Below are 19,215 nucleotides of genomic sequence, written 5' to 3'. Positions count from 1 at the left end.
TTTCCGCACAAATATCATAACTACTAATCTACATCAACCAAAAATTTTATTAGAACCAAATATCCCAGATTATCTAGACGCGTATAGCAAATATACAAAAAGCCGGTCAAAAAGTGACCGGCTTTATATTACTCATCCCGTATCTCAGCCTTATCAACCAATTCAACCAACGCTAGCGGCGCATTATCACCTTGACGGAATCCACATTTTAAAATACGAATATAGCCTCCATTACGAGACATAAAACGTTGCCCCAAATCATCAAATAGCTTAACCACTACATCACGATCACGTGTCCGATTAAAAGCCAATCTACGATTTGCCAAAGATGGCTTCTTAGCTAAAGTAATTAACGGCTCTACAACTCGGCGAAGTTCTTTTGCTTTTGGCAAAGTTGTCACGATAGATTCATGAACCAACAAAGAATTTGCCATATTCCTTAACATTGCAGCCCTATGACTACTAGTCCTATTTAATTTACGATTACCATTGCGATGGCGCATACTATTATCCTTTAATATTCAAACTTTAAGGCTTCTCTAAATTTATTGGAGGCCATGCTTCAAGTTTTGAACCAAGAGTCAATCCTTTAGAAGCAAGAACTTCTTTAATTTCATTTAAAGACTTCCTACCCAAGTTTGGTGTTTTTAACAACTCTGTCTCAGTACGCTGAATCAAATCACCAATATAATAGATATCTTCAGCTTTCAGGCAGTTAGCAGACCGTACTGTTAATTCCAGATCATCTACAGGACGTAATAAAATAGGATCAATAGGTGGAGCTATTTCCTCAACTTCCTCAATAGGAGTGCCTTGCAAATCAGCAAATACAGCCATCTGATCAATCAATATTCGAGCAGCACTACGAACTGCTTCTTCTGGCTCTAAAGAACCATCCGTTTCAATATCTAAGACTAACCGATCAAGATCTGTTCGCTGCTCCACTCGCGCAGGCTCAACATCAAAGCTAACACGAGCAATAGGAGAAAAACTTGCATCCAATTGAATAGATCCGATATTATTTTCATTCCCTGATTTTTTCCGTCCTACAACAGATTGGTAACCGCGGCCTTTCTCGACCTTAATTTCCATTTCAATGTCAGCATTATCGGACAAATGACAAATAACATGATTAGGATTTATAACTTCAGCGTCATGTGGCAACTCAATATCATTTGCCAACACTACACCTGAACCTGACTTCTTCAACTTCAGACGCACTTCATTTCGGCCATGCAGTTTAAATATTATACCCTTAATATTTAACAACACATCAACAACATCTTCTTGAATACCATCTAATGTAGAATATTCATGTAACACACCTGTTATTGAAACCTCTGTTGGCGCAAAGCCATCCATAGATGACAATAAGATTCGACGCAACGCATTACCTAAAGTATGACCGAATCCCCGCTCGAATGGTTGCATCGACACTTTTGCGCGAGTAGGTGATATAGTGCTAACATCAATTTGCCTAGGCTTCAAGAATTCGGAAGTGCTATTATGCATTTAGCTGTCCCTCTTTAAGCTAGTATTTACTTGGAATAGAATTCCACCACTAGCTGTTCATTAATATCACCAGTTAACTCTGAACGGTCGGGCATATTTTTAAAAATACCTTCCATTTTTCCAGTATCAACAGCAACCCAGCCAGGAAAACCAATCTGAATAGCCAACCCTAACGCTTCCTGAATTCGAACCTGTTTTTTAGCCTTCTCTCGAACGGCAACAACATCACCTGGTTGAACTTGAAAAGAAGGGATATTTACTACATGTCCATTAACGACAATAGCCTTATGAGCAACCAATTGTCGCGCTTCTGCTCTCGTAGACCCAAAACCCATACGATAAACCACATTATCTAAACGGGATTCTAATAGTTGCAATAATAATTCCCCTGTGGAGCCTTTTCTTCTAGAAGCTTCCGCAAAATATCGTCTAAATTGACGTTCCAATACACCATAAATACGGCGTATTTTTTGCTTTTCACGCAACTGCAGACCATACCCCGAAAGCCGTACTTTTTTTGCACCATGCTGACCAGGAGCTGAGTCAAATTTACACTTAGATTCTACTGAACGACGAGCACTTTTTAGGAACAAATCAGTCCCTTCTCGACGAGCCAATTTACATTTAGGGCCAATATACCGTGCCATAATTCCAATCACTCCAAATTCTAAATACGACGTTTTTTAGGTGGACGACAGCCATTATGTGGCAATGGCGTCACATCTGTAATGCTAATTATTTTAAAACCCAGAGCATTCAAAGCACGAACAGATGACTCTCGACCAGGGCCTGGTCCTTTAATACGCACTTCTAAATTCTTAATACCATACTCTTGGGCAACTTTACCAGCTGTTTCTGCTGCGACTTGAGCAGCGAATGGTGTACTTTTGCGCGAACCTTTAAAACCGGCACCACCAGAAGTAGCCCAAGATAATGCATTCCCTTGGCGATCGGTAATAGTAATGATAGTATTATTAAAAGATGCATGAACATGCACAATACCTTCACTAATAGTCTTGCGTACTTTTTTACGTACACGCAAAGCTGTGTTTGCTTTTGCCATTAAACTAATCCTTTAAAATTTATTTTTTACCTGCAATAGCTTTTCTTGGACCTTTACGTGTACGAGCATTTGTTTTAGTACGCTGCCCACGACAAGGAAGACCACGACGATGGCGGAAACCTCTATAACACCCCATATCCATCAATCTCTTAATAGACATAGTTATTTCACGACGCAAATCACCTTCGACTTCATACTGAAGAACTTGCTCACGTAAAGCTTCCAATTGATTTTCATCCAAGTCTTTAACTTTTGTGCTACCTTCAATACCTGTTGCAGCACAAATTAACTTGGCACGAGTACTACCTATACCATAAATCGCTTGCAATCCAATTACGATATGAGCATTATTAGGGATATTCACCCCTGCTATACGAGCCATATTTTTTCCTTTTATTACAAACTACTGACCACAATAACAAATTTTAGCAAAGTTAACCTTGCCGTTGCTTATGCCTTGGATCAGTACAAATCACTCGAACTATTCTGTTCCGGCGAATAATTTTACAATTACGACAGATCTTTTTAACAGATGGCTGAACGCGCATTATAGCTTCCTTTCATTCAATTACCTAGCTCGAAATACAATACGAGCACGTGACAAATCATAAGGTGTTAATTCAACGGTAACCTTATCACCAGGCGAAATCCGTATGTAGTGCATCCTCATCTTACCTGATATATGCCCTAATACTATATAATCATTCTCTAGTTTCACTTTAAAAGTTGCATTAGGCAAAGTCTCTAGGATTTCCCCTTGCATCTGTATAATGTCTTCTTTAGCCATATACTACTCAACTATTACTTATAATATATCTCTATTATATTTTTTCATTAACTGTTCATACTGCTGGCTCACCCTATATGAAGAAACTTGTGTACTAAAATCCATTGCCACAACAACAAGAATTAATAGAGATGTTCCACCCAATGATAAACCAGCCCCAAAAATTGAGGAAAAAAGCTCAGGAATTAAGCATATAACTGTGATATATACTGCTCCCCACAAAGTTATGCGCATAACCACATTCTCTAAGTATAGAGATGTTTGAATTCCAGGTCTTACTCCCGGTACAAAAGCACCACTCTTTTTGAGATTTTCTGCCATTTCCTTGGGACTAAAAACTAATGCAGTATAAAAATAACAAAAGAAAATAATAGAAACTGCAAAAAAGGAAATATAAACAGAATTGCCATGCTGTAACCATAGCAACAGCTTTTGCACCCAACCTACATTATTGCCTCTCCCAAACCAGCCAATAATCGTAACAGGGAAAAGGATTATACTTGAAGCAAAAATAGGCGGAATTACCCCAGCCATATTTAACTTAAATGGCAAATGATTGCTTTTCCCTAAAAACCCCTGACTATTTGAATTTCTCGCATAATGCACAGGAATTTTACGTTGAGCTGATTCAAAGTAAACAACAATGTATACTAAAAACAAAACACTAATAACAACAATTAATGCTAAAGCCAAATTATTAGTTGCAACATTTAAAAATTGTGAGACTCCAAAAGGTATACCAGAAGCAATTCCTGCCATGATAATAAGAGAAATCCCATTACCTATACCTCTTTCCGTTATCTGCTCCCCAAGCCACATCAAAAACATTGTTCCTGTTACCAAACAAATTATCGTAGAAAAATAAAATTCTATTTGTCCAATAACCACAACATTCTGCTGATAAACAAATGCAGCAGCAGCCACACCCTGCAAAGTAGCCAAGAAAACTGTACACAATCGAGTATATTTAGTAATTACCTTCCGGCCTGCTTCACCTTCCTTTTTTAACGCTTTTAATGTTGGAATTATTTCTGATGCAAGCTGAACCACAATAGAAGCAGAGATATAAGGCATTATACCAATTGCGAAGATGCTAAATCGTTCCAAGGATCCACCAGAAAACATATTAAGCATATTAAGGATGCCATTGGTAGAATTTTGATAAAAGTCGTTTAAAGCAGCTGCATCAACACCGGGAACAGGAATATGAGCACCAATCCGGAAAACGAATAATGCAGCTAAAAGAAAGATTAGCCGTTGCTTAAATTCACCAGACTTAAATAATTCTAATACCAAATGCTGATTAGCTGCCATTTAGTTATCAACCTTACTCTTCAATTCTACCACCAGCTGCTTCGATTGCAATTTTTGCACCTTTAGTAGCCTTGATACCCTTTAAAACAACAGCTCTTTCTATGCTTCCAGATGAAATTATTTTTACAAATTTCACTTTATCTGAAACAATGCCTGCTTGTTTCAGAGAAAATAAATCAACCACATCAGAACTCAATGAATTAAGCTCTGTTAGGTGAACTTCTGCAGTTACCAAAGCAGTCAAAGATCTAAAACCTCGTTTAGGTAATCTTCGTTGTAAAGGCATTTGTCCACCTTCAAAACCAACTTTATGGAAACCACCTGAGCGGCTTTTTTGCCCCTTATGGCCACACCCACAAGTCTTACCTAATCCACTGCCTATACCCCGACCAACTCGACGGCAAGAATGCTTTGCCCCTTCTGCAGGCTGAATAGTATTTAAAAACATAACTATAGCTCCACCTTTAGCAAATAACGGATTTTATTAATCATACCCCAATTTTCAGGTGTATCTAATACATTCACAACATGGCCACGTCTTTTTAAACCTAAGCCGCGAGCACATGCTCGATGCGAGGAAATGGTACCAATCAAACTTTTAACTAAAGTTATTTGGATCAATTTTTTCTCACTCATCAATATCCCCTAAAATCTTCTCTACGGACATTCCTCTTTTAGCAGCAACTTCCGCTGGCGTGTACAATTTTGATAAACCATCCAATGTAGCACGCACAATATTATAAGGATTAGTTGAGCCATGAACCTTAGCAGAAATATTATGTACACCTAACGCGTCAAATACTAATCTCATTGGTCCTCCAGCCTTAACACCGCTACCTTCTTTTGCCGGCTGCATGAATACACGTGTTGCACCATGTTTCCCAAGCACCTCGTGATAGATAGTACCATTTTTAAGAGGAACTTTAATCATTGATCTACGAGCTTGATCCATTGCTTTTTGTACAGCAACAGGAACCTCTTTAGACTTACCTTTTCCCATACCAATACGGCCGTCACCGTCACCAACAACAGTTAGTGCAGAGAAAGCCATGATACGGCCACCTTTAACTACTTTAGTTACGCGATTAACTGCGACCATTTTTTCAATCAGGCCGTCACCACGTTCTTCAATTTCATGTTTTGCCATCTGAAAGTCTCCAATTATTAGAAGCTTAAACCATTTTCACGTGCAGCTTCAGCCAAAGCTTTCACACGACCGTGATATTGGAAACCTGAACGATCAAAAGCAACTTTTTCCACACCTACTGCTTTAGCTTTCTCAGCAATGCGCTTTCCTACTACTGCAGCTGCCTCGACGTTGCTACCAGATTTCAGACTATCACGCACTTCAGCTTCCAATGTAGAGGCTTGGGCCAATACTTTATCACCTTCAGCACTAATTACTTGAGCATAAATATGATTATTGCTACGGAACACACATAATCTTACCATTTTCAAGTCCGCAATACGTGCACGGGTTTTGCGTGCACGACGGAGTCGGGTTGTATGTTTATCCATTAGTGAACCTCAATTATTTTTTCTTGGCTTCTTTCATCACTACCACTTCACCTACATAACGAACACCCTTACCTTTATAAGGCTCAGGAGAACGGAATGCACGAATTTCAGCAGCGACTTGACCAACTACTTGTTTATCTGCACCAGTCAAAACGATCTCTGTTTGGCTAGGAGTTTGAACAGAAACACCTTCGGGCATTTCATATACGATTGGATGAGAAAAACCCAAAGACAAATTCAAAACTTTGCCTTGAGCTTGAGCACGGTAACCCACACCAATCAATTGTAGTTTTTTTTCAAAACCTTCTGAAACACCTTTAACCATATTATTAACTAATGCACGAGCAGTACCTGACATAGCATTTGCCTGTTTACTGTCATTTTTTGCAGCAAAAGTTAATTTACCATCGTTTAATTCAATCGCGACATCAGAATGCAAAGGAAAGGACAACTCGCCATTCTTACCCTTGATAACCAATGCTTCTGTTCCAAATTTTACTTCTACACCAGCAGGAACAGTCACTGGGTTTTTTGCGACACGTGACATTTACTTTTCTCCACTAGGCTACAATGCACAACAACTCACCACCAACACCCTCAGAACGAGCCTTGCGGTCAGTCATTACACCTTTAGAAGTACTAACAATAGCGATACCCAAGCCGTTCATAACATTGGGAATTTCACTAGAAGCTTTGTAAATACGCAAACCTGGACGTGAAACACGTTTAATTTGCTCAATCACAGGGCGACCTGCATAGTATTTCAATTGAATTTCCAATACCGGCTTCGCATCAGCAGAAACCGAAAAATCCTCGATATAACCTTCTTCTTTCAAGACCTTTGCAATTGCACACTTTAATTTTGAAGAAGGCATGGCAACTACTACCTTATTGGCACGTTGCGCATTACGAATACGAGTCAACATATCGGAAATAGGATCATGCATACTCATTATTAATACTCCTATTACCAGCTAGCTTTAACAACACCCGGAATCTCGCCACGCATAGCGATTTCACGGATTTTAATACGACCCAAACCGAATTTACGGAAAGTACCACGAGGACGACCTGTCAAAGCACAACGACGGCGTTGACGTACAGGAGCTGCATTACGAGGAATGGATTGAAACCTCAGACGAGCTTCAAAACGCTCTTCTTCAGTTGCATTCGCATCATTAATAACAGCAAAAATTGCCTCACGTTTGGCTGCAAACTTTTTCGCCAAAGCTTGACGTTTCAGTTCACGATTAATAAGTGCTTTCTTAGCCATGATTATCCTTTAAACGGAAACTTGAACAGCGACAATAAAGCTTTAGCTTCTTCATCAGTTTTTGCAGTAGTTGTAATAGTAATATTCAAACCACGCAAAGCATCAATTTTATCGTATTCAATTTCCGGGAAAATGATTTGCTCGCGAACACCCATGTTGTAATTACCACGGCTATCAAAAGATTTACCACTTACACCACGGAAGTCACGCACTCGAGGTAATGCAATAGTAATCAAACGATCCAAGAATTCGAACATTTGATCACGACGCAATGTTACTTTGCAACCAACAGGATAATTATCACGAATTTTAAAGCCAGCGATAGATTTACGAGCAACTGTAACTACTGGTTTTTGACCAGCAATTTTTTCCAAATCAGATACCGCATGCTCCATAACTTTTTTATCAGCAACAGCCTCTCCAACCCCCATATTTAAAGTGATTTTTTCAATACGAGGAACTTCCATTACTGACTTGTAACCAAACTGTTTAACCAATTCAGGAACGACTGTATCTTTATAAAACTCTCTCAAACGAGCCATGTTATCTCCTTATGCTCCAATAACAGAGCCATTTGATTTGAAGAAACGAACGCGCTTAACTTTGCCTTCATTCTCAATCACTTTAATACCAACACGGTCTGCTTTATTAGTTTCCGGATTCAGGATTGCAACATTAGAAATATCCAACGGCATTTCTTTTGAAACAATGCCACCCTCAACACCACGCATTGGATTAGGTTTTTGATGACGTTTAACAATGTTAACACCCTCAACAACAACTTTACCGCCCAATACACGAACCACTTGACCTTGCTTACCTTTATCCTTACCAGTGATCACAACAACTTGGTCACCTTTAATGATTTTATTCATCGCGCTATTCCTTATAATACTTCAGGCGCCAATGAAACGATTTTCATAAATCGCTCAGTACGCAACTCGCGGGTTACCGGTCCAAAAATACGAGTACCCAGAGGTTCAAGTTTATTATTTAACAACACTGCAGCGTTGTTATCAAATTTAATCAACGCACCATCGGGACGACGCACACCTTTAGCGGTACGAACAACAACCGCATTGTACACATCACCTTTTTTAACCCGCCCACGCGGAGCCGCATCTTTAACTGCGACTTTAACAATGTCGCCAACAGAAGCGTAGCGACGCTTAGATCCACCCAACACTTTAATACACATCACGCGACGCGCACCAGAGTTATCAGCCACATCTAAGATGGTCTGCATTTGAATCATATTATTACCTTTAATTAAATCCAACTTAATTTATCACTTTTAATATTGCATTACAGCATTCAATGTATAGCAATACTAAAACCCAACTAATAGGTTCTAATAAATCAGTTTTGGCCCCAAGGGGAGAAGCATCTAGGAATCTAGCAAGCTCAAAATAAGGGGCGGAGTATACAGCGGTTTTTTTAAAATTGCAAGTCCGCCCCTGCTATATAAATAGCAAAACTAAATTATATCGAGCGCACTTTTTCTACCAATTCCTTAACTACCCAAGATTTTGTTTTTGATAAAGGGCGGCTCTCTTCAATAATTACAACATCACCAACATTACATTGATTTGTTGAATCATGGGCATGAATTTTTGTAGAGCGACGAATAACTTTACCATACAAAGGATGCTTTACCTTCCGCTCAACCAAAACGGTAACCGTTTTATCCATACTATTGCTGACGACCTTACCCTGCAAAGTACGAACATTTTTAATTTCGATCATTATTGAGCACCTTTTTCAGCTAAAACAGTCTTAATACGTGCAATATTTCGGCGTACTTTTTTTAACTCACTGGTTTTTCCTAATTGGCCAGTCGCATGCTGCATACGCAAACCAAATTGAACTTTTAATAAATCTATCAACTCTTGGTTTAACTGCTCAATTGATCTATTCTTCAATTCATGAGTTTTCATTATTTACCCACCTGTCTCGTTACAAATACAGTTGGAATTGGCAGCTTAGCTGCAGCTAATGCAAAAGCTTCACGTGCTAAAGATTCTGCAACACCATCCATCTCATAGAGAATTTTCCCGGGTTTAATTTCTGCAACATAATATTCAACAGAACCCTTACCTCCACCCATACGAACTTGTATTGGTTTCTCTGTAATTGGCTTATCTGGGAATACACGAATCCAAATACGACCGCCACGCTTAATATGACGTGTCATTGCGCGTCGAGCAGCTTCGATTTGCCTTGCAGTAAGCCTACCACGACCCACAGCCTTCAAAGCAAAATCACCAAAACTAACAGCATTACCGCGCAGAGCCAAGCCTGTATTGCGTCCTTTATGCTGCTTACGGTACTTCAGTCTAGTTGGTTGCAGCATTGCGTCCTACCTTTCTGCGTTTATGCTCTTGTTCAGGTTTATTCAAAACAACATCTTTGCCTTCGCCAGTATATACCCAAACCTTTAATCCAATTACACCATATGTAGTATTTGCCTCACTGGTAGCATAACCTACATTAGCACGCAAAGTATGCAAAGGCACACGCCCTTCCCGGTACCATTCACTACGGGCAATGTCAGCACCATTTAACCGTCCAGAGGTCATAATTTTGATACCTTTTGCACCAACACGCATAGCATTTTGCATGGCACGCTTCATAGCGCGACGAAATTGAACACGCTTTTCCAATTGCTGAGCTATTCCATCCGCAATAATTTGTGCATCCAATTCAGGTTTTCGAATCTCTTCGATATTAACATGAACAGGAACACCCATTAAATTTTGCAAATCACGTTTTAACACATCAATATCTTCACCTTTTCTACCAATCACCATTCCTGGCCGAGCCGAGAAAATAGTAACACGAGCAGATTTGGCAGGCCTCTCAATAACAACACGGCCAATTGATGCATTGGACAAGCGTTTACGTAAATATTCGCGAACATCAATATCTTGCTTTAAGACAACAGAAAAATCGCTACTTTTAGCAAACCACTTTGAAGACCAATCTTTATTTACTGCCAAACGAAAGCCAGTTGGATGAATTTTTTGTCCCATAGCTTTTCCTTAGTTACCCACCGTCACAGCAATATGACATGTTTGTTTTTCAATACGATTTCCACGACCCTTAGCTCGAGCCTGAAAGCGTTTTAATGATGCGGCTTTATCCACACAAATCATAACAACCTTCAGATCGTCAATATCAGCACCTTCATTATGCTCTGCATTGGCAATCGCAGATTCCAGTACTTTTCTAATCAACTCAGCACCTTTTTTAGGGCTAAAAGTCAAAATATTCAGGGCGTGGGCAACATTTTTTCCACGAATTAAATCTGCTACTAAACGAGCTTTCTGAGCAGAAATACGGGCATTCTTATGTAATGCAGATACTCTCATGTCTTATCCCCTACTTTTTCTTCGCTTTTTTATCAGCTAAGTGACCCTTAAAGGTACGGGTCAATGAGAATTCACCTAATTTATGACCTACCATATTATCACTGATAAAAACAGGCACATGTGTCCGCCCATTATGTACTGCAATTGTCAGACCAATAAAATCAGGCAAAATGGTAGAACGGCGAGACCAAGTTTTAATTGGGCGTTTATCATTGCTTGCACGAGCTGCATCAACTTTTTTCAACAAATGCAAATCAACATATGGGCCTTTTTTTAATGAACGAGCCATATTAATTAACCTTTATTCGAGTAACGACGTCGAACAATCATATTGTTCGTGCGTTTATTATTGCGAGTACGATAACCTTTTGCCGGAGTACCCCAAGGACTAACAGGCTCGCGAGCTTCACCAGTACGACCTTCGCCACCACCATGAGGGTGATCTACCGGGTTCATTACCACACCACGAACAGTCGGTCTAACACCGCGCCAACGATTAGCACCAGCCTTGCCAATTTTTTGCAAACTTTGCTCTTCATTGCCTACTTCACCAATTGTGGCACGGCAATCAACATGAATCTTACGGACTTCACCAGAGCGCAGACGAATCTGAGCGTAAACCCCTTCTTTAGCAAGCAAAACTGCAGATGCTCCAGCAGAACGTGCAATTTGCGCACCTTTACCAGGTTTCATCTCGATACAGTGAATGGTTGTACCAACCGGGATATTACGAATCGGCAAAGTATTGCCCGCTTTAATGGGAGCCTCTACACCAGAAATCAGTACCGCACCAGCCTGAATGCCTCGAGGGGCAATGATATAACGGCGCTCACCATCTGCATAACACAGAAGAGCAATATGAGCTGTACGATTTGGATCGTATTCGATTCTTTCCACTTTAGCAGCAATACCATCCTTATTGCGCTTAAAATCTACCACACGATAATGATGTTTGTGACCACCACCTTTATGACGGGTAGTGATATGGCCATTATTATTACGTCCGGCAGTAGTTTTTTTCTTCTCAACCAGAGCCGCAAATGGCGCACCTTTATGCAAACCTTCAGTAGTTACGCGAACCATGCCGCGTCGACCAGCGGAAGTAGGCTTCATTTTTACAATAGCCATCTTACCTTACTCCTTATCAGCCACAGCAGCGGCAGCCTCGAGATCAAGCTCTTGACCTTCAACCAAACTTACATAAGCTTTTTTTACATCGCTACGACGACCAACAGTGCGACCAAAACGTTTCACTTTACCTTTGGTTGTAGTTGTCGTTACCGAAGCCACTTGAACACCAAACAAAAGCTCAACAGCAGCCTTAATCTCCGATTTGGTAGAATCTGGCAATACTTTGAAAGTCATTTGGTTTCGCTTTTCAGCCAACAAATTGCTTTTTTCAGAAACAACAGGGGCTAAAATTACCTTCATCAAACGTTCTTGATTCATACCCACTGCTCCTCTAACTGGGCAATTGCATCCCTAGTAAAAACTACTTTTTTATAACGCAGCAAACTATAAGGATCAACTTGATGTGCTTCCAATACCAATACATTTGGCAAATTGCGAGAAGCTAAGTAAACATTCTCATCAAGCTGTTTAGTTACAAACAACACCTGTTCCAAACCTAAATTTTTTACCTGTCCGGCAAACTCTTTAGTTTTAGGAGTGGCGGCAGCCAGCTCTTCAACCACATAAAGCCGTTCGTCACGCACCAACTGCGACAGAATAGTCGCCATACCGGCACGGTACATTTTACGGTTTACTTTTTGAGTGAAATTTTCGTCAGGCTTGTTGGGGAACGCACGTCCACCACTACGCCATAACGGAGAAGAGGTCATACCTGAGCGGGCACGTCCCGTACCCTTTTGGCGCCACGGCTTTTTAGTAGAATGTTTAACTTCTGCGCGAGTGAGCTGTGCACGATTACCGGAACGGGCATTCGCCAAAAATGCGGTTACCAACTGATGAACCAATGCCTCGTTATACTCACGCGCGAACAAAGCATCAGAGGCAGACAAAGCGCCTGAAACCTGACCTTGAGCGTTGATTATTTTTAATTCCATTACGCACCCACTTTCACGCTAGGACGTACAATTACATCGCTATTCACAGCACCCGGCACTGCACCTTTAACAAGCAAAAGATGACGTTCTACATCAACACGTACAATTTCTAAATTTTGCACAGTTGCTTTAGTGTTACCGTATTGGCCCGCCATGCGCTGACCCGGGAAAACACGGCCCGGATCTTGAGCCATACCGATAGAGCCAGGCACACGATGTGAGCGCGAGTTACCATGAGAGGTACGTTGAGAATCAAAATTGTGTCGTTTGATCGTACCGGAAAAACCTTTACCTTTTGAGGTTCCGGTAACGTCGACCAGCTGACCAGCTTCAAACAGGGCTACAGTTACTTCGCCACCTGCTTGCAGTTCAGCAGCTTTTTCAGCAGAAATAGCAAATTCAACCAAACCGCGACCAGCTTCAACACCTGCTTTTGCAAAATGTCCAGCTTCAGCCTTGTTAACGCGATTTGCTTTTTTCTGACCGAAGGTAACTTGAACGGCCGTATAACCGTCAGCACCTTCGGATTTGAGTTGAGTGACGCGGTTCGGAGTCATTTCCAACACGGTTACCGGAACAGAAGCACCCTGTTCGTCAAACACGCGAGTCATGCCTACCTTGCGTCCAACCAGACCTAATGTCATGATTATTTTCCTTAAATAAAAGGGGTTAGCTACGATTGGCTAACCATTCGGACAAAAATAAATTCTTGGCATCGAATGCCAAGCCCCGTACTATACTACATTAGCGCATGTATTTTCAAGAAAAATATCGGATTTCACATACTTGTCGGCCAATCGTTGTATTTTTTCGGTAACGCAATAATCAGGCCGTCTGAAAATCAAAAAGGGCGGTCTGAAATTATTTTTCAAACCACCCTTAAACCGATAAATCAAATCCGATTTCGCTTACCCTTAACGGATTACCTGACTCAGTTCGCCCTTGGCGTAGCGGTCGGCCATTTTTTCAAGTGAAACAGGTTTGATTTTTCCTGCCTGACCTTCGCAACCGAATGCAAGGTAGCGATCGAGACAGATTTGTTTCATGGCTTCGACGGTTTTGCTCAGGTATTTGCGCGGGTCGAATTCGGACGGATTTTCTGCCATGAAGCGGCGGATGGCGCCGGTGGAGGCGAGGCGAAGGTCGGTGTCGATGTTGACTTTGCGCACGCCGTGCTTGATGCCTTCGACGATTTCTTCTACGGGTACGCCATAGGTTTCGCCAATTTTACCGCCGTGTTCGTTGATGACTTTCAGCCATTCTTGAGGAACGGAGCTGGAGCCGTGCATCACGATGTGGGTATTAGGCAGGGCTTGGTGGATTTCTTTGATGCGGTCGATGCGCAATACGTCGCCGGTGGGCGGACGGGTGAATTTGTACGCGCCGTGGCTGGTTCCGACGGCGATGGCGAGCGCGTCCACGCCCGTGTCTTTAACAAAGCGCACGGCATCTTCAACGCTGGTGAGCATTTGGTCGTGTGAGAGTTTGCCGACTGCGCCTACACCGTCTTCTTCGCCTGCTTCGCCGGTTTCGAGGTTGCCCAATACGCCGATTTCCCCTTCGACGGATACGCCACAGGCGTGGGAGAAGTTAACGACGGTACGGGTGACGTCGACGTTGTATTCGTAGGTGGACGGGGTTTTGCCGTCTTCCATCAGCGAGCCGTCCATCATGACGGAGGAGAAGCCCAGTTGGATGGAGCGTTGGCACACGTCGGGCGATGCGCCGTGGTCTTGGTGCATGACGACGGGGATGTGCGGGAATTCTTCGACTGCCGCCAGAATCAGGTGGCGTAAAAACGGCGCGCCTGCATATTTGCGCGCGCCGGCGGATGCTTGAACGATAACGGGGGCGTTGACGGAATCGGCAGCCTCCATAATGGCGCGCATTTGCTCAAGATTATTAACGTTGAATGCGGGCAGGCCGTAGCTGTTTTCGGCTGCATGGTCGAGCAGTTGGCGCATGGATACGAGTGCCATAGGAAACTCCTGTTTGAATGTGTAGTTGACTGTAATCGGAATGGATTATAGCAAAGAAGAGAGGCCGTCTGAAAGGCAGATGCACTTTTCAGACGGCCTCAAAACATCCTGATTAGCCAAACAGCATTTGCGAATCGCTGACGCAGGGGTTGTTTCTATCCCAAGCATATCCGGCCAAAATCGCGCAGAGCATACGGCGGACATCGGGATTGCATTTTTTATCGAATATCAAATCTTGGAAACCCCCGTCATACCATCCCTTGATGTAACTACCGAACGCAGTAACGCCGCCCATCAAAGGAACGGAGAACTCTTTATGCCAATCCACCTTACCTCCGCGCAACTCGCGAATCACGCAATCTGCCGCCAACTTGGCCGACTGCACGGCTATCGTTACCCCCGATGAGAACACGGGGTCGAGAAACTCGCCCGACGCGCCCAGCAGGGCAAAATGGCGGCCGTAAAGCCCTTTTACCTTGGTGGTATAACCCGGCAGGTAGTTAAACGGAAAATCGTTGTCCCATTTTGCATCGGCAAGTATTTCCGCCAGATAAGGCACTTCCGACACCGCCTGCTTCAGAATGCGGGCACTGCCGTTGTGACCGAAATAACGTTCTTCGCCAACCACGCCGACAGAACTGCGGCCGTTGCCGAACGGTATCAGCCACAACCAAACATCACGATGCTTCGGATGAATGCACACCAAATTCTTATTGCGGTCGAATTTCGGCGAAGTGATACGGTCGTCGATGTGGGTAAAATGCACTTGGCGCATCACCGTATTCGGCGGCAAATCCCAGCCCATCAGGCGCGGCAGGGCGCGATAGAAACCGCTGGCATCCAGCACGAAACGGGTTTCCATATCATAGGTTTCGCCGTTTTCCCGCTGCACGGTTAGCAGCACCGTATCGCCCTCGTTATCGAACGACTTCAAACTTTCGCCGAAGCGCACCGCCACGCCCTGCTTTTCCACTTCGTCTATCAGCAGTTTGTCGAAAGCGGCACGCGGCACATTGAACGCCGTTTCATTGCCGGTGCCGAATTTATCCAAAAAACTAAACGAGGTATATTCGTCACCCCAAGAAAATGCAAAACCGTTTTTATACTGAAACCCCAGGCCGGCCGCCTGAACCGCCCTCATCAAGCCTGCCTCTTCAAGCACATCCATCGCATAAGGCAGCAGGCTCTCGCCAATCACAAAACGGGGGAAATGCTGCTTCTCCAACACGCAGACACTCAGGCCGCTCCGATTCAACAAAGCCGCAGCCACAGAGCCTGCAGGTCCCGCGCCGATAATCGCCACATCGTAGATAAATGCAGACATCGTTCACCCTTTTTTTAAAAATCTGATTGAATATTTGCCGTTTCACAATCTTTCATGTCCCATTCTAACGACAAACGGCAAAAGCTGACAATCGGATGGCATGTTTATCCGTTCCCGGCCGCCTGAACCCGCCCAAACAAACGGACACAGCCAAACGGAAAAACAGCACCCGCCCTGTTCAGACGGCCCCACTCGGGAAAAAGGCCGTCTGAAAACACAACAGCCATTGCATTTTCAGACGGCCTTTCCGCCGCATCAGCCGGACATCAAATCCGCTTCGCCAAATTCTCGGCCTTGCCGACATACGATGCCGGAGTCAAATCCAGCAACTGCTGTTTTGCGCCGTCCGGAATATCCAAATCGCGGATAAACGATGCCAGCACCTCTGGCGTGATGCCGCCTTTGCCGCGCGTCAAATCCTTCAGCTTTTCATAAGGATTGGCCACGCCGTAGCGGCGCATCACCGTCTGAATCGGCTCGGCCAACAACTCCCAAGTCGCATCCAAATCGGCGGCCAACGCGGCGGGATTCGCCTCCAGCTTGTTCAGCCCGCGCAGGTGCGCCGCCAAACCCAACACCGCATAACCGATGCCGACACCCATATTCCGCAACACCGTACTGTCGGTCAAATCGCGCTGCCAACGGGACACGGGCAGTTTTTCCGACAAAAAGGCCAAAACCGCATTCGCCATACCCAAATTGCCTTCGGAATTTTCAAAATCAATCGGATTGACCTTATGCGGCATCGTGGAAGAGCCCACCTCGCCCGCCTTCACCTTCTGCTTGAAATAGCCGAGGGAAATATAGCCCCACACATCGCGGTTGAAATCAATCAGAATCGTATTGATGCGGGAAACGGCTTGGAAAAACTCCGCCATATAATCGTGCGGCTCGATTTGAATCGTGTACGGATTGAACGTCAGCCCCAAATCTTCCTCGACAAAACGACGGCAATGCCCCTCCCAATCCACATCGGGATACGCAACCATATGGGCATTGTAATTACCCACCGCGCCATTGATTTTGCCCAAAAATTCCTGAGCGGAAAGCTGCTTCGCCTGACGTTCCAAACGGTACAGCACATTGGCGACCTCCTTGCCCAAAGTCGTCGGCGTGGCAGGCTGCCCGTGCGTACGGCTCATCATCGGCACCGCCGCCAACTCATGCGCCAACGAGCGCAACTTATCCGACACCTCGGCCAACTTCGGCAGCAAAACTTCATCGCGCGCCTCGCGCAGCATCAAAGCGTGAGACAAATTATTGATGTCCTCGCTGGTGCAGGCAAAATGGATGAACTCCGACACCGCCGACACCGCAGGCACACCGGCAAACCGCTCCTTCAACCAATACTCAATAGCCTTCACATCATGATTGGTCGTCGCCTCGATGGCCTTCACCGCCGCCGCGTCCTCCAAAGAAAAACCGGCAATCACATCATCGATTTCGGCCAACACCGCCTCGTCAAACGGCGGCACCTCCACAATTTTCGGCTCGGCGGCCAACGCCTTCAACCAAGACAACTCCACCCTGACCCTGGCCCTCATCAGGCCGTATTCGGAAAAAACGGGGCGCAAGGCCTCGACGGATTTCGCATAACGCCCGTCCAACGGCGACAAAGCGGCAATCGGATTGATCATGTTCGGATTCCTGTTCAGAACGATAGAAAAGCGCGATTATACTTCAAACCGCCGCACAAACACCCCCAAAGGCCGTCTGAAAACCACCCTTCCCCGCTTTCAGACGGCCTCAAAACCCCAAAATGCCGCACAATGGCATTTCATCAACAGCGGCGATACAATGCCCCCTTTTTGCACCACCCGTATCCGACATGAAAAAATCCCCCGCACCGAAAACATTCGAAGAAGCAATCAAACGCCTCGAAACCCTGACCCAGGCCATGCAAAACAGCGAAATACCGCTGGAAGAAGCACTCGCCGCCTACCAAGAAGGCAACGAACTGGTCAAATACTGCCAAACCAAACTGGCCGAAGTCGAACAAAAACTGCAAGTGCTCGATGCCGACGGCCTCAAGGAGCTGACACTCGATGCCGACGAATGAACTGAAAACCTGGCAGGCACAGGCGCAGGCGCAAACCGAACTGCTTCTGGCACGCCTGATGCCGCCTGAAAACCAACTCCCGCAAAGCCTGCACGAAACCATGCGCTACGCCGCCCTCGACGGCGGCAAACGCCTGCGCCCCCTGCTCGTGCTTGCCGCCTCCGAACTGGGCGAAGCCGTTCCCGATGCCGTCGAAGCCGCGATGGCGGCCATAGAACTCATACACGTCTACTCCCTCGTTCACGACGACATGCCCGCCATGGACAACGACAGCCTGCGGCGCGGCCGCCCCACCTGCCACATCCGCTACGGCGAAGCCGCCGCCCTGCTCGCGGGCGACGCACTGCAAACCCTTGCCTTCGACCTCCTCAGCCGCCCCACCGCCCTGCCGCCGCAACGCCAGTTGCACATGCTCTCCACCCTCGCGCGCGCCTCCGGCAGCCTCGGCATGGCGGGCGGGCAGGCCATAGACCTCGCCAACGTCGGCCGCAGCATCACCCAAAGCGAACTCGAACAAATGCACAGCCTGAAAACAGGCGCACTCATCCGCGCCGCCGCCGCCCTCGGCGGCCTCAGCTGTCCCGACCTGACCGACCACGACCTGCAACGCCTCGACCGCTACGCCGCCCGCCTCGGCCTCGCCTTCCAAGTCATAGACGACGTACTCGACTGCGAAGCCGACACCGACACACTGGGCAAAACCGCCGGCAAAGACGCCGACAACGACAAACCGACCTACGTCAAACTCATGGGCCTGTCGGCCGCACGGCAATACGCCGAAACACTCGTAGCGGAAGCACTCGAAACACTCGAACCCTTCGGCAGCCGCGCCGCACACCTTCGCGGCCTCGCCCAATTCGTTACCGCGAGGAAAAACTGACCCCCCCCCCAAAAAAAACACAGAGGCCGTCTGAAAACACAATATAGTGGATTAAATTTAAATCAGGAC

The 19,215-nt window shown here is 45.0% G+C and carries 33 protein-coding genes; 2 read left to right on the top strand and 31 right to left on the bottom strand.

Features of this window, described 5'->3' with window-relative positions; all coding sequences use genetic code 11:
* Positions 1-128: 128 nt before the first annotated feature.
* The 31 genes from rplQ to purB all read right to left on the bottom strand — a co-directional run bounded on the left by rplQ (position 129) and on the right by purB (position 17,844).
* The gene (gene rplQ / locus HMPREF3107_RS11455) at positions 129-503 is read right to left on the bottom strand and encodes a 50S ribosomal protein L17 (RefSeq protein ID WP_083284631.1); all 375 of its coding nucleotides are present in this window, start codon (positions 501-503) and stop codon (positions 129-131) included.
* Positions 504-528: 25 nt separating this feature from the next.
* Positions 529-1,512: a DNA-directed RNA polymerase subunit alpha gene (rpoA, locus tag HMPREF3107_RS05720; RefSeq protein ID WP_070454203.1), complete on the bottom strand. Its 984-nt coding sequence runs from the start codon at positions 1,510-1,512 to the stop codon at positions 529-531.
* Between the two features lie 26 nt (positions 1,513-1,538).
* Entirely contained in the window at positions 1,539-2,159 is a 621-nt protein-coding gene (gene rpsD, locus HMPREF3107_RS05715; RefSeq protein ID WP_070454202.1) for a 30S ribosomal protein S4, read from the bottom strand.
* Positions 2,160-2,179: 20 nt separating this feature from the next.
* The gene (gene rpsK / locus HMPREF3107_RS11450; RefSeq protein WP_083284630.1) at positions 2,180-2,575 is read right to left on the bottom strand and encodes a 30S ribosomal protein S11; all 396 of its coding nucleotides are present in this window, start codon (positions 2,573-2,575) and stop codon (positions 2,180-2,182) included.
* A 19-nt stretch (positions 2,576-2,594) separates the two neighbouring features.
* A complete protein-coding gene (rpsM, locus tag HMPREF3107_RS05705; RefSeq protein WP_003772587.1) occupies positions 2,595-2,957 on the bottom strand; it encodes a 30S ribosomal protein S13 in 363 nt (120 codons plus the stop codon).
* Between the two features lie 52 nt (positions 2,958-3,009).
* Entirely contained in the window at positions 3,010-3,123 is a 114-nt protein-coding gene (rpmJ, locus tag HMPREF3107_RS11445) for a 50S ribosomal protein L36 (protein ID WP_049248928.1), read from the bottom strand.
* 20 nt (positions 3,124-3,143) lie between these two features.
* A complete protein-coding gene (infA, locus tag HMPREF3107_RS11440) occupies positions 3,144-3,362 on the bottom strand; it encodes a translation initiation factor IF-1 (RefSeq protein ID WP_003772586.1) in 219 nt (72 codons plus the stop codon).
* An 18-nt stretch (positions 3,363-3,380) separates the two neighbouring features.
* On the bottom strand, positions 3,381-4,676 hold the full coding sequence (gene secY, locus HMPREF3107_RS05700; protein ID WP_070454201.1) for a preprotein translocase subunit SecY: 1,296 nt from the start codon (positions 4,674-4,676) through the stop codon (positions 3,381-3,383).
* Between the two features lie 13 nt (positions 4,677-4,689).
* Entirely contained in the window at positions 4,690-5,124 is a 435-nt protein-coding gene (gene rplO / locus HMPREF3107_RS05695) for a 50S ribosomal protein L15 (RefSeq protein ID WP_070454200.1), read from the bottom strand.
* A gap of 2 nt (positions 5,125-5,126) precedes the next feature.
* Positions 5,127-5,312, bottom strand: coding sequence for a 50S ribosomal protein L30 (gene rpmD / locus HMPREF3107_RS11435; RefSeq protein WP_049248925.1), 186 nt, complete (start codon positions 5,310-5,312; stop codon positions 5,127-5,129).
* Positions 5,305-5,823: a 30S ribosomal protein S5 gene (gene rpsE, locus HMPREF3107_RS05690; RefSeq protein ID WP_041961247.1), complete on the bottom strand. Its 519-nt coding sequence runs from the start codon at positions 5,821-5,823 to the stop codon at positions 5,305-5,307. Before rpsE ends, rpmD begins: the two co-directional genes overlap by 8 nt.
* Positions 5,824-5,840: 17 nt before the next feature.
* Positions 5,841-6,194 (bottom strand): 50S ribosomal protein L18, encoded by a 354-nt coding sequence (gene rplR, locus HMPREF3107_RS05685; RefSeq protein WP_003772577.1) that lies wholly within the window; start codon positions 6,192-6,194, stop codon positions 5,841-5,843.
* A 13-nt stretch (positions 6,195-6,207) separates the two neighbouring features.
* Positions 6,208-6,741 carry a 50S ribosomal protein L6 gene (rplF, locus tag HMPREF3107_RS05680; protein ID WP_039408163.1) on the bottom strand — a complete coding sequence of 178 codons (534 nt, stop codon included), beginning with the start codon at positions 6,739-6,741 and terminating at the stop codon, positions 6,208-6,210.
* A gap of 13 nt (positions 6,742-6,754) precedes the next feature.
* On the bottom strand, positions 6,755-7,147 hold the full coding sequence (gene rpsH, locus HMPREF3107_RS05675; protein ID WP_003742898.1) for a 30S ribosomal protein S8: 393 nt from the start codon (positions 7,145-7,147) through the stop codon (positions 6,755-6,757).
* Between the two features lie 14 nt (positions 7,148-7,161).
* The gene (gene rpsN, locus HMPREF3107_RS05670) at positions 7,162-7,467 is read right to left on the bottom strand and encodes a 30S ribosomal protein S14 (protein ID WP_070454199.1); all 306 of its coding nucleotides are present in this window, start codon (positions 7,465-7,467) and stop codon (positions 7,162-7,164) included.
* Between the two features lie 2 nt (positions 7,468-7,469).
* Positions 7,470-8,009, bottom strand: coding sequence for a 50S ribosomal protein L5 (gene rplE, locus HMPREF3107_RS05665; protein ID WP_070454198.1), 540 nt, complete (start codon positions 8,007-8,009; stop codon positions 7,470-7,472).
* 9 nt (positions 8,010-8,018) lie between these two features.
* Positions 8,019-8,342 (bottom strand): 50S ribosomal protein L24, encoded by a 324-nt coding sequence (rplX, locus tag HMPREF3107_RS05660; protein WP_070454197.1) that lies wholly within the window; start codon positions 8,340-8,342, stop codon positions 8,019-8,021.
* A gap of 11 nt (positions 8,343-8,353) precedes the next feature.
* Positions 8,354-8,722 carry a 50S ribosomal protein L14 gene (rplN, locus tag HMPREF3107_RS05655; protein WP_003772566.1) on the bottom strand — a complete coding sequence of 123 codons (369 nt, stop codon included), beginning with the start codon at positions 8,720-8,722 and terminating at the stop codon, positions 8,354-8,356.
* Positions 8,723-8,949: 227 nt separating this feature from the next.
* A complete protein-coding gene (gene rpsQ / locus HMPREF3107_RS05650) occupies positions 8,950-9,213 on the bottom strand; it encodes a 30S ribosomal protein S17 (RefSeq protein ID WP_070454196.1) in 264 nt (87 codons plus the stop codon).
* Positions 9,213-9,404, bottom strand: a complete 192-nt coding sequence (gene rpmC / locus HMPREF3107_RS05645) for a 50S ribosomal protein L29 (protein WP_049253178.1) — start codon at positions 9,402-9,404, stop codon at positions 9,213-9,215. The genes rpsQ and rpmC overlap by 1 nt, the downstream gene beginning before the upstream one ends.
* Positions 9,404-9,820: a 50S ribosomal protein L16 gene (gene rplP, locus HMPREF3107_RS05640; RefSeq protein ID WP_003772561.1), complete on the bottom strand. Its 417-nt coding sequence runs from the start codon at positions 9,818-9,820 to the stop codon at positions 9,404-9,406. The genes rpmC and rplP overlap by 1 nt, the downstream gene beginning before the upstream one ends.
* Entirely contained in the window at positions 9,804-10,499 is a 696-nt protein-coding gene (rpsC, locus tag HMPREF3107_RS05635) for a 30S ribosomal protein S3 (protein ID WP_070454195.1), read from the bottom strand. The genes rplP and rpsC overlap by 17 nt, the downstream gene beginning before the upstream one ends.
* 9 nt (positions 10,500-10,508) lie before the next feature.
* Positions 10,509-10,838 carry a 50S ribosomal protein L22 gene (rplV, locus tag HMPREF3107_RS05630; protein WP_003772559.1) on the bottom strand — a complete coding sequence of 110 codons (330 nt, stop codon included), beginning with the start codon at positions 10,836-10,838 and terminating at the stop codon, positions 10,509-10,511.
* Positions 10,839-10,848: 10 nt separating this feature from the next.
* Positions 10,849-11,127 (bottom strand): 30S ribosomal protein S19, encoded by a 279-nt coding sequence (gene rpsS / locus HMPREF3107_RS11430; protein ID WP_002215422.1) that lies wholly within the window; start codon positions 11,125-11,127, stop codon positions 10,849-10,851.
* A 5-nt stretch (positions 11,128-11,132) separates the two neighbouring features.
* A complete protein-coding gene (gene rplB / locus HMPREF3107_RS11425; RefSeq protein WP_083284629.1) occupies positions 11,133-11,966 on the bottom strand; it encodes a 50S ribosomal protein L2 in 834 nt (277 codons plus the stop codon).
* A 6-nt stretch (positions 11,967-11,972) separates the two neighbouring features.
* Complete coding sequence (gene rplW / locus HMPREF3107_RS11420; protein WP_003772554.1) at positions 11,973-12,287, bottom strand: 50S ribosomal protein L23; 315 nt, start codon at positions 12,285-12,287, stop codon at positions 11,973-11,975.
* On the bottom strand, positions 12,284-12,904 hold the full coding sequence (gene rplD / locus HMPREF3107_RS05620) for a 50S ribosomal protein L4 (RefSeq protein ID WP_049248918.1): 621 nt from the start codon (positions 12,902-12,904) through the stop codon (positions 12,284-12,286). Before rplD ends, rplW begins: the two co-directional genes overlap by 4 nt.
* Entirely contained in the window at positions 12,904-13,548 is a 645-nt protein-coding gene (gene rplC, locus HMPREF3107_RS05615) for a 50S ribosomal protein L3 (protein WP_070454193.1), read from the bottom strand. Before rplC ends, rplD begins: the two co-directional genes overlap by 1 nt.
* Before the next feature lie 270 nt (positions 13,549-13,818).
* The gene (gene fba, locus HMPREF3107_RS05610) at positions 13,819-14,883 is read right to left on the bottom strand and encodes a class II fructose-bisphosphate aldolase (protein WP_070454192.1); all 1,065 of its coding nucleotides are present in this window, start codon (positions 14,881-14,883) and stop codon (positions 13,819-13,821) included.
* 112 nt (positions 14,884-14,995) lie between these two features.
* Positions 14,996-16,207 (bottom strand): NAD(P)/FAD-dependent oxidoreductase, encoded by a 1,212-nt coding sequence (locus tag HMPREF3107_RS05605; RefSeq protein ID WP_070454191.1) that lies wholly within the window; start codon positions 16,205-16,207, stop codon positions 14,996-14,998.
* A 266-nt stretch (positions 16,208-16,473) separates the two neighbouring features.
* Complete coding sequence (gene purB, locus HMPREF3107_RS05600; protein WP_070454190.1) at positions 16,474-17,844, bottom strand: adenylosuccinate lyase; 1,371 nt, start codon at positions 17,842-17,844, stop codon at positions 16,474-16,476.
* A 191-nt stretch (positions 17,845-18,035) separates the two neighbouring features.
* On the opposite strand from purB, the gene HMPREF3107_RS05595 reads away from it, so the two are divergent.
* Positions 18,036-18,266, top strand: a complete 231-nt coding sequence (locus HMPREF3107_RS05595; RefSeq protein ID WP_070454189.1) for an exodeoxyribonuclease VII small subunit — start codon at positions 18,036-18,038, stop codon at positions 18,264-18,266.
* Positions 18,253-19,146, top strand: a complete 894-nt coding sequence (locus HMPREF3107_RS05590; protein ID WP_070454188.1) for a polyprenyl synthetase family protein — start codon at positions 18,253-18,255, stop codon at positions 19,144-19,146. The genes HMPREF3107_RS05595 and HMPREF3107_RS05590 overlap by 14 nt, the downstream gene beginning before the upstream one ends.
* Positions 19,147-19,215 lie beyond the last annotated feature (69 nt).

It is taken from the genome of Neisseria sp. HMSC31F04 (assembly GCF_001807735.1).
Taxonomy (GTDB): domain Bacteria; phylum Pseudomonadota; class Gammaproteobacteria; order Burkholderiales; family Neisseriaceae; genus Neisseria; species Neisseria elongata.
The sequence above is the reverse complement of the archived record's forward strand: the minus strand, read 5'-3'. Positions and strand labels throughout refer to the sequence as shown.